Below are 1,453 nucleotides of genomic sequence, written 5' to 3'. Positions count from 1 at the left end.
GAAGAGGCGATCCTGACCCTTATGCAGAATGTCAATCAGGCCGATATGGTGGTGACCGCCAGCCGCTCGGGCAAGGCAACCGTCATCTTTGTTCCAACCGACATGAATGTTGGTCAGATCGCTGCGGCCACGTCGGGGCAATTCGTCTCATCAATCGTCTGATCTGCACGCGACAAATGCGGCTCAGGGGTGTGTGGGGTGCCCCTGACCGTCAACAGGGGCGTCGGTCAGGGTGTTGAGAAAATCCACAATCCTGTCGCGTTCGGCCTCCGTCAGGGCAGGTTTGTCACGCGGCCCGAAGGGCGCATCATTCCTGTCGATATTGGCGCGGTATTGCCTGGGCAGATCGTCATAAAGAGCGATCGTTCCGTCTTTGTTGCGAGGATAGAAGCGCGCGGGCTCGATATCGCGCAGCACATAGAAATCCATCACCTCGCGCAGGGAGGTGAACACGCCATTATGGAAAAAATACCGACGCGTGGCGCTGTTGCGCAGTGAGGGGGTGCGAAAGAACCCGCAATAGCCAGAAGCGGCGCCGATATCGGTCCGCCCGGCAGCGCACAGACCCAGATCCATACTGCCGGGCAGGGCGAGTTTCTGTCGTGGCGCGGCAAGGGCCTCGTATTGATGATCGGTGAAAAGTGGTGGTCGCCCCTCCGCATCGACCGTGCTGAGATGACAGGCGGCGCAATTTCCCTTTTCCGGATCATTGAAGAGTGTCAAACCCTCCGCTTCATGGGGTGTCAGACGCGCCTTGCCCTCAAGCCAGGCATCATAGCGGCTCGAGTAAGGGTGAAAGCCGGGGGATTCGATCTGGTATCGGGCAAGGGCAAAGAGAGCTTCAGTGACCAGTATGTCATCGGAGGCTGAGCCACCGACCAGCGCCATTAATGAATTTGTATACGGTGCATGGCGCAGGCGCTGCACGACATCAGCCTGCGTGGCAGCCATTTCGCGCGGATCGAAAAGGGGCCCCGCTGCCTGCGCCTGTAGCGTATCGGCCCGGCCGTCCCAGAACAATCCGCCCTGAGGCACGAGGGCCAGGGCAGAGGCCGCCGTGTTGCCTGCAGATTTGGCCGCGCGCGGCGTCTCTGGGCCTGTCTGCGCAGGAGCAGGGGGTGCGGCCTCGCTGGTGGCATCATCCGGCCCGACACTGAAGGGCGGCTGGCGCTCCCGATAGGTGAGAGACGGCACCGCCCTCACGCCCGCAGCCTGCATCGTCTTTCCACCGCGGGCAAATACACGGTCATCATCGGGCGCGTAATGAGCCTTTGGGACATGGCAGGAAGCGCAGGAAAGCTGCCCCGACCCCGAGAGTTTAGGGTCGTTGAACATATCGCGGCCCAGTCGGGCCATTGCGGAAAGGGGCGCTGTTGCCGGACGCAGGAGCGTGACGGGGCAGGGATTGCTGCCATCGGCACGTATGCCGCACTCAGGTGCGGCGTTTTGCGAG

Annotated in this window: 1 protein-coding gene; it reads right to left on the bottom strand. The window is 61.7% G+C overall.

The window, feature by feature from the left end; translation table 11 throughout:
* Positions 1-183: 183 nt before the first annotated feature.
* On the bottom strand, positions 184-1,453 hold a 1,270-nt coding region (locus P792_RS35180; RefSeq protein ID WP_023979977.1), incomplete at its 5' end, for a cytochrome-c peroxidase.

Origin of the sequence: Asaia sp. SF2.1, assembly GCF_000505765.1 — a bacterium.
In the GTDB taxonomy this organism is placed as follows: domain Bacteria; phylum Pseudomonadota; class Alphaproteobacteria; order Acetobacterales; family Acetobacteraceae; genus Asaia; species Asaia bogorensis.
The sequence above is the reverse complement of the archived record's forward strand: the minus strand, read 5'-3'. Positions and strand labels throughout refer to the sequence as shown.